This is a genomic window from Streptomyces sp. SID14436 (genome assembly GCF_010548465.1).
Classification (GTDB): domain Bacteria; phylum Actinomycetota; class Actinomycetes; order Streptomycetales; family Streptomycetaceae; genus Streptomyces.
The window spans coordinates 1-8,140 of the sequence record NZ_JAAGMD010000794.1 but is presented as its reverse complement, the minus strand read 5'-3'; the positions used below and the strand labels follow the sequence as shown (position 1 = coordinate 8,140).

6 protein-coding genes are annotated in these 8,140 nt (G+C 71.0%); 5 read left to right on the top strand and 1 reads right to left on the bottom strand.

Translation table 11 applies throughout. From position 1 onward, the window contains the following. From G3I53_RS28945 to serA, 5 genes are all read left to right on the top strand, one after another. On the top strand, positions 1 to 2,114 hold a 2,114-nt coding region (locus tag G3I53_RS28945), incomplete at its 5' end, for an EAL domain-containing protein (RefSeq protein WP_164438935.1). 222 nt (positions 2,115 to 2,336) lie between these two features. Next, on the top strand, positions 2,337 to 4,184 hold the full coding sequence (locus G3I53_RS28940; protein ID WP_164337516.1) for an acetolactate synthase large subunit: 1,848 nt from the start codon (positions 2,337 to 2,339) through the stop codon (positions 4,182 to 4,184). Between the two features lie 35 nt (positions 4,185 to 4,219). Further along, complete coding sequence (gene ilvN, locus G3I53_RS28935; protein WP_164337517.1) at positions 4,220 to 4,744, top strand: acetolactate synthase small subunit; 525 nt, start codon at positions 4,220 to 4,222, stop codon at positions 4,742 to 4,744. Between the two features lie 118 nt (positions 4,745 to 4,862). Then, positions 4,863 to 5,861, top strand: coding sequence for a ketol-acid reductoisomerase (ilvC, locus tag G3I53_RS28930; RefSeq protein WP_164337518.1), 999 nt, complete (start codon positions 4,863 to 4,865; stop codon positions 5,859 to 5,861). 262 nt (positions 5,862 to 6,123) lie between these two features. Continuing rightward, positions 6,124 to 7,713, top strand: coding sequence for a phosphoglycerate dehydrogenase (gene serA / locus G3I53_RS28925; RefSeq protein WP_164337519.1), 1,590 nt, complete (start codon positions 6,124 to 6,126; stop codon positions 7,711 to 7,713). Between the two features lie 122 nt (positions 7,714 to 7,835). Here serA and G3I53_RS28920 read toward each other — a convergent pair. After that, positions 7,836 to 8,140: helix-turn-helix domain-containing protein (locus G3I53_RS28920; protein WP_164438934.1), on the bottom strand; the 305-nt coding region annotated here is incomplete at its 5' end.

Below are 8,140 nucleotides of genomic sequence, written 5' to 3'. Positions count from 1 at the left end.
GCGGCGGCCCGCCCCCGCCGGTGCCCGCGGGCGGCCGGTTCCCGGGGGCGCGGCCCATCGCGGGCTCCCTCGCCGCCCTCACGCCCTACCTCGCCGCGGCCGTGTGCACCCTGGGCATCCTCTACAACGTGCTCAACGGCCGCAGCGTCGACCGCGTGGTGCTCTTCACCGGCGGCACGGTGGTGCTGGCGCTCGTCGTGCGCCAGGGCATCATGCTGCTCGACAACATCACCCTCACCCAGGAACTCGCCCAGCAGGAGAACCACTTCCGCTCCCTGGTGCAGGGCTCCAGCGATGTGATCATGATTGCCGCCCCCAGCGGCATCCTCCGCTACGTCTCCCCGGCCGCCGCGGGCGTCTACGGCCGCCCCGCCGAGGATTTGGTGGGCACGGAACTCGCCCACCTCATCCACCCCGAGGACCTGGGCTGCGTGGTCCACGAGATCCGCCGGTTCCTCGCCGCCGACCCCGCCGAGGAACCCACCACGCGCATCGAGTGCCGGTTCCGCTCCGGCGGCCAGGGCGGCTCCCGCCCCGGAGAGGCCGGGGGCGGGGGCGGCTGGCTCAACGTGGAGTCGACCGTCAACCGGCACCACGGCGGCCTCATCTTCAACAGCCGTGACGTGACCGAGCGGGTCCGCCTGCAGGCCCAGCTCCAGCACAACGCCGAGCACGACCCGCTCACCGACCTGCCCAACCGCGCGCTGTTCACCCGGCGCGTCCAGCAGGCGCTGTCCGGCCGCCGGGTCTCGGACCGGGACGCCGCCCTGCGCGGCACCGCCGTCCTCTTCATCGACCTCGACGGCTTCAAGGGCGTCAACGACACGATCGGCCACCAGGCCGGCGACGAGCTGCTGGTGCAGGCCGCCCGCAGACTCCACGACGCCGTCCGCAAGGGCGACACCGCGGCCCGGCTCGGCGGCGACGAGTTCGCGGCCCTGATCGTCGGCGACGGCGCCCGCGACCACCAGGCCCGCGAGCGCCACCTCATGGAGCTCGCCGACCGCCTCAGAACCACCCTCTCCCAGCCCTACCTCATCGACGGCAACGATGTCCGGGTCAACGCCTCCATCGGCGTCGCCTTCGCCGAACCCGGCCTCGGGGCGGGCGAGTTGCTGCGCAACGCCGACCTGGCCATGTACCGGGCCAAGGCGGGCGGCAAGGGCCGCGTGGAGCTGTACCGGCCCCAGATGCAGCAGGACGTGGTCCGCCGCGCCGAACTGGCCGGCCGGCTGCGCGCCGCGCTGCACGACGGCGAGTTCGCGCTGCTCCACCAGCCGGTGGTGCGCCTGGCGGACGGCCGGATCACCTCCGTCTGCGCGCAGGCGCGCTGGCGCTCCTCGCAGGGCGTGCTCTTCACGCCCGCCGAGTTCCTGCGCGTCGCCGAGGACGGCGAGAAGACCGCCGAGCTGGGCCGCTGGGTGCTGGAGGAGGCCATCGAACGGGCCGCCGAGCGGCAGGCGACCGGCCTCGCGGTCCCCGTGGCCGTCCGGCTGGGCGCCCACCGCCTGGTGGACCGCTCGATGGCGCTCGGCCGCATCGAGACCCTCCTGACCCGGCACGGCCTGCCCTCCGGGTCCCTCGTCGTCGAACTGGCCGACACCGACCCCCGGGTCTGCCTCGACGAGCTGGAGCGCCGGCTGACCGCCCTGAAGCGGGCCGGCGTCCGCATCGCCCTGGACGGGTTCGGCAGCGGCCAGGCGGCGATCGCGGCCCTGAGGAGACTCCCGGTCGACATACTCAAGCTGGACCGCACGCTGGTCGAGGGCATCGTGGAGTCGGCGCGGCTGCACAAGATCACCGGCGGGCTGCTGCAGATCGCCCGGGACCTCGGCATCGAGTCCGTGGCCGACGGGGTGGATCTGCCGGAGCAGGTGACCGCCCTGCGCGCGATGGGCTGCACCCACGGACAGGGCATGGCCTTCGCCGGGCCGCTGGACGAGTACCGGCTGCGCCGGGCGCTCACCACCGGCCGCTGCCCGGTGCCGGACGGACCGGCCGAACCCGCGTTCGCGGGCGGTCCCGGCGGCGCGTTCGCGACGGGTGTGGGTGCCGTCCTCCGTGGTGGGACGGCTCTCCGTTCACATAATGAGACCCCAGTCCCACCCACTTGACAGTATGTGCGTGCCGGGGGGAGGGTCAGTTCCATGCGCACCCGAATTCTCGTACTTGGACAGCGCGTCGGCTGACGCTGAGCCCTGAAGGCTCGGCTACCCGCACCGGCGCGCTCCCCTCGCTTGCCTTTTGGCACGAGGGGTTTTTTGTTGCACCAGTGTCGTCGCACAACCCGCGTACACCGCGCAAACCACGCAAAAACCCTCAGCATCGAGAAGAGAATGCCGATGACCGAGCAGGCCACCGGGGCCCACCCGCAGCCGCGGCCCCGTTCCGGACAGCCGTCCGCCCCCGAGCAGGTGACGGGCGCGCAGTCCCTCATCCGTTCTCTCGAGGAGGTCGGCGCCGACACGGTATTCGGCATTCCCGGCGGTGCGATCCTTCCGGCCTACGACCCGCTGATGGACTCGACCCGGGTGCGCCACGTCCTGGTCCGGCACGAGCAGGGCGCCGGCCACGCGGCCACCGGCTACGCGCAGGCCACCGGCAAGGTCGGCGTCTGCATGGCCACGTCCGGGCCCGGCGCCACCAACCTGGTCACCCCGATCGCCGACGCGCACATGGACTCGGTGCCCATGGTCGCGATCACCGGTCAGGTCGCCTCCAAGGCCATCGGCACGGACGCCTTCCAGGAGGCGGACATCGTCGGCATCACCATGCCGATCACCAAGCACAACTTCCTGGTCACCAAGGCCGAGGACATCCCGCGCGTCATCGCGCAGGCGTTCCACATCGCCTCCACCGGCCGCCCCGGCCCGGTGCTGGTCGACATCGCCAAGGACGCCCTCCAGGCGAGGACGACCTTCTCCTGGCCGCCCACCATGGACCTGCCCGGCTACCGGCCCGTCACGAAGCCGCACGCCAAGCAGATCCGCGAGGCCGCCAGGCTGATCACCTCCGCGAAGCGGCCGGTGCTCTACGTCGGCGGCGGGGTCCTGAAGGCCCGTGCCACCGCCGAGCTGAAGGTCCTCGCCGAACTCACCGGAGCTCCCGTCACCACCACCCTGATGGGACTCGGCGCGTTCCCCGACAGTCACGAGCTGCACGTGGGGATGCCGGGCATGCACGGTGCGGTCACCGCCGTCACCGCGCTGCAGAAGGCCGACCTGATCGTCGCCCTCGGAGCCCGCTTCGACGACCGTGTCACCGGCAAGCTGGACAGCTTCGCCCCGTACGCGAAGATCGTCCACGCCGACATCGACCCGGCCGAGATCGGCAAGAACCGCGCCGCCGACGTGCCGATCGTCGGTGACGCCCGCGAGGTCATCGCCGACCTCGTGCAGGCCGTCCAGAAGGAGCACGCAGACGGCCACCGGGGCGACTACACCGCCTGGTGGAACGACCTGAACCGCTGGCGCGACACCTACCCCCTCGGCTACGACCTGCCCGAGGACGGCTCGCTGTCCCCGCAGCAGGTCATCCAGCGCATCGGGCAGCTGGCCCCGGAGGGCACGGTGTTCGCGGCGGGCGTCGGCCAGCACCAGATGTGGGCCGCGCACTTCATCGAGTACGAGAAGCCCGCCACCTGGCTGAACTCCGGCGGCGCCGGGACCATGGGCTACGCCGTCCCGGCCGCCATGGGAGCCAAGGCCGGCGTCCCCGACCGCACGGTCTGGGCGATCGACGGCGACGGCTGCTTCCAGATGACCAACCAGGAGCTCACCACCTGCGCCCTGAACAACATCCCGATCAAGGTCGCCGTCATCAACAACGGCGCCCTCGGGATGGTCCGCCAGTGGCAGACCCTGTTCTACAACCAGCGGTACTCCAACACGGTGCTGCACTCCGGGCCCGACGACGTCAACCCCGAGGCCCGCGGGACCCGCGTCCCCGACTTCGTGAAGCTGTCGGAGGCCATGGGCTGCTACGCCATCCGCTGTGAGGACCCGGCCGACCTGGACAAGGTCATCGAGGAGGCCAACTCGATCAACGACCGCCCGGTCGTCGTGGACTTCGTGGTCCACGAGGACGCGATGGTGTGGCCGATGGTCGCCGCCGGCACCTCCAACGACGAGATCATGGCCGCCCGGGACGTCCGCCCCGACTTCGGCGACAACGAGGACGACTGAGAGCCGTCGGGACTCACAAGCAGAGGAAGCAGATCATGTCCAAGCACACGCTCTCCGTCCTGGTGGAGAACACCCCCGGCGTCCTGGCGCGGATCACCGCCCTGTTCTCCCGCCGCGGCTTCAACATCGACTCGCTCGCCGTCGGTGTCACCGAGCACCCCGACATCTCCCGCATCACCATCGTGGTGAGCGTCGAGGACTTCCCGCTGGAGCAGGTGACCAAGCAGCTCAACAAGCTGGTCAACGTGCTGAAGATCGTCGAGCTGGAGCCCGGCCAGGCCGTCCAGCGCGAACTCGTCCTGGTGAAGGTGCGCGCCGACAACGAGACGCGCTCCCAGATCGTCGAGATCGTCCAGCTCTTCCGCGCCAAGACGGTGGACGTCTCCCCGGAGGCCGTCACCATCGAGGCCACCGGCAGCAGCGACAAGCTGTCCGCGATGCTGAAGATGCTGGAGCCCTTCGGCATCAAGGAACTCGTGCAGTCCGGCACGATCGCGATCGGGCGTGGTGCCCGTTCGATCACGGACCGGTCGCTGCGCGCTCTCGACCGGTCGGCCTGAGACCGGAAACGGGCGGCCGGCCGTGACACGGCCGCCCGTATCCCGAGACTCCGAACCGTCCCCTTCCCCCGCCGTCATACGGTGGGAGCAACACCTGCACTCAAGGAGAGAACCCAAAGTGGCCGAGCTGTTCTACGACGCCGACGCCGACCTGTCCATCATCCAGGGCCGCAAGGTCGCGGTCATCGGTTACGGCAGCCAGGGCCACGCCCACGCCCTGTCGCTGCGCGACTCCGGCGTCGACGTGCGCGTCGGTCTGCACGAGGGCTCCAAGTCCAAGGCCAAGGCCGAGGAGCAGGGCCTGCGCGTGGTGACCCCGTCCGAGGCCGCCGCCGAGGCCGACGTCATCATGATCCTCGTCCCGGACCCCATCCAGGCCAAGGTCTACGAGGAGACCATCGCCCCGAACCTGAAGGACGGCGACGCGCTGTTCTTCGGCCACGGCTTCAACATCCGCTTCGGCTTCATCAAGCCCCCGGCCGGCGTCGACGTCTGCATGGTCGCCCCCAAGGGCCCGGGCCACCTGGTGCGCCGCCAGTACGAGGAGGGCCGCGGCGTTCCCTGCATCGCCGCCGTCGAGCAGGACGCCTCCGGCAACGCCTTCGCGCTGGCCCTTTCGTACGCCAAGGGCATCGGCGGCACCCGCGCCGGCGTCATCAAGACGACCTTCACCGAGGAGACCGAGACCGACCTGTTCGGTGAGCAGGCGGTGCTGTGCGGTGGCACGGCGGCGCTGGTCAAGGCGGGCTTCGAGACCCTGACCGAGGCCGGCTACCAGCCGGAGATCGCCTACTTCGAGTGCCTCCACGAGCTGAAGCTGATCGTGGACCTCATGTACGAGGGCGGCCTGGAGAAGATGCGCTGGTCGATCTCCGAGACCGCCGAGTGGGGCGACTACGTCACCGGCCCGCGGATCATCACCGACGCCACCAAGGCCGAGATGAAGAAGGTCCTCGCCGAGATCCAGGACGGCACCTTCGCACAGCAGTGGATGGACGAGTACCACGGCGGTCTGAAGAAGTACGGCGAGTACAAGCAGCAGGACTCCGAGCACCTCCTGGAGACCACCGGCAAGGAGCTGCGCAAGCTCATGAGCTGGGTCGACGAGGAGGCGTAGGGCGCCCTGCCGGGACCGGGGCGCACCGCTCCGGTCCCGGCGGCCGAACCCGGGGTAACGTCGGTGTACGACGTTGACCGTCCCGTCCGCCACGGACGGGTGATCCTTCCGAAGCGGCGTAAGACGCGCCCTCGGCGCCACTACACTGCTGCACTAATACGCGTCAGGCCCACAGCGTCGTGCGTCTTCCACGCGGCTAGCACTTCTTCACCGCCTGCGGCCGTCGGGACGGCCGTCCGCACTGGGACTTGTGAGGACTCACGTGAGCTCGAAACCCGTCGTACTCATCGCTGAAGAGCTGTCGCCCGCCACCGTCGACGCCCTCGGCCCGGACTTCGAGATCCGGCACTGCAACGGCGCCGACCGTGCCGAGCTGCTCCCCGCCATCGCCGAGGTCGACGCGATCCTGATCCGCTCCGCCACCAAGGTGGACGCCGAGGCGATCGCCGCCGCGAACCGCCTCAAGGTCGTCGCCCGCGCCGGCGTGGGCCTGGACAACGTCGACGTCTCCGCCGCCACCAAGGCCGGTGTGATGGTCGTCAACGCCCCCACCTCGAACATCGTGACCGCCGCGGAACTCGCCTGCGGTCTGATCGTCGCCACGGCGCGCAACATCCCGCAGGCCAACGCCGCCCTGAAGAACGGCGAGTGGAAGCGCAGCAAGTACACGGGTGTCGAACTCGCCGAGAAGACCCTCGGCGTCGTCGGCCTCGGCCGCATCGGCGCCCTCGTCGCGCAGCGCATGTCCGCCTTCGGCATGAAGGTCGTCGCCTACGACCCCTACGTGCAGCCCGCGCGGGCCGCGCAGATGGGCGTCAAGGTGCTGTCGCTGGACGAGCTGCTCGAGGTCTCCGACTTCATCACCGTGCACCTGCCCAAGACTCCCGAGACCCTCGGTCTCATCGGCGACGAGGCGCTGCGCAAGGTCAAGCCGAGCGTGCGCGTCATCAACGCCGCGCGCGGCGGCATCGTCGACGAGGAGGCGCTGTACTCGGCGCTCAAGGAGGGCCGGGTCGCCGGCGCGGGCCTGGACGTGTACGCGAAGGAGCCCTGCACGGACTCCCCGCTGTTCGAGTTCGACCAGGTCGTCTGCACCCCGCACCTCGGTGCCTCCACCGACGAGGCCCAGGAGAAGGCCGGTATCGCCGTCGCCCGCTCGGTGCGGCTCGCCCTCGCCGGTGAGCTGGTCCCGGACGCGGTGAACGTGCAGGGCGGGGTCATCGCCGAGGACGTCAAGCCGGGCCTGCCGCTCGCCGAGCGCCTCGGCCGCATCTTCACCGCGCTGGCCGGCGAGGTCGCCGTCCGCCTCGACGTCGAGGTCTACGGCGAGATCACCCAGCACGACGTGAAGGTGCTCGAACTCTCCGCCCTCAAGGGCGTCTTCGAGGACGTCGTCGACGAGACGGTGTCCTACGTCAACGCGCCGCTGTTCGCCCAGGAGCGCGGGGTCGAGGTCCGCCTGACCACCAGCTCCGAGTCGGCCGACCACCGCAACGTGGTGACCGTGCGCGGCACCCTCGCCGACGGCGAGGAGGTGTCGGTCTCCGGCACGCTGGCCGGTCCCAAGCACGTGCAGAAGATCGTCGCGGTCGGCGAGTACGACGTCGACCTGGCGCTCGCCGACCACATGCTGGTGCTGCGCTACGAGGACCGCCCGGGTGTCGTCGGCACCGTCGGCCGCATCCTCGGCGAGGCCGGTCTCAACATCGCCGGCATGCAGGTCGCGCGGGCCACGGTCGGCGGCGAGGCCCTCGCGGTGCTGACGGTGGACGACACGGTCCCGGCCGGGGTGCTCGCGGAGGCCGCGGCCGAGATCGGCGCGACCTCGGCCCGCTCGGTCAACCTGGTCTGACCCGGCGTCGGCACCGGCAGGCGAAAAGCGGTCGCGGGTCCCGGCCCGCGACGGTTCCACCGAACGCCGGAGGGGCTGACCCGGTCAGCCCCTCCGGCGTTCGCCGTACCCGGCCGCGCCGGTCACAGCCGGTGTGCCTTCAGCGCCATGTGCAGCAGCAGCCGGTCCTCGCCGTCGTCCAGGTCCAGCCCGGTGAGCTGTTCGACCCGGGACAGGCGGTAGTACAGGGTCTGCCGGTGGATGCCCAGCTCGGCGGCGGTGCGCCCGGCCTGGCCCGCGAGGTCGAGGTAGGTCTCCGCGGTACGGGCGAGCTCCCGGTGGGCGGGCGCCAGCAATGGGCCGGCCACCGGGTCGTGGGCGGCCCGCGGGGGCAGCGCGGTCAGCAGCCGGTACGGGCCGATCGAGTCCCACCGGGCGACCGGGCCGA

Bases quoted from the DNA above. Each gene is read 5' to 3' on its own strand.
- G3I53_RS28940 (WP_164337516.1), top strand. From the start codon at position 2,337: ATGCCGATGACCGAGCAGGCCACCGGGGCCCACCCGCAGCCGCGGCCC.
- ilvN (WP_164337517.1), top strand. From the start codon at position 4,220: ATGTCCAAGCACACGCTCTCCGTCCTGGTGGAGAACACCCCCGGCGTC.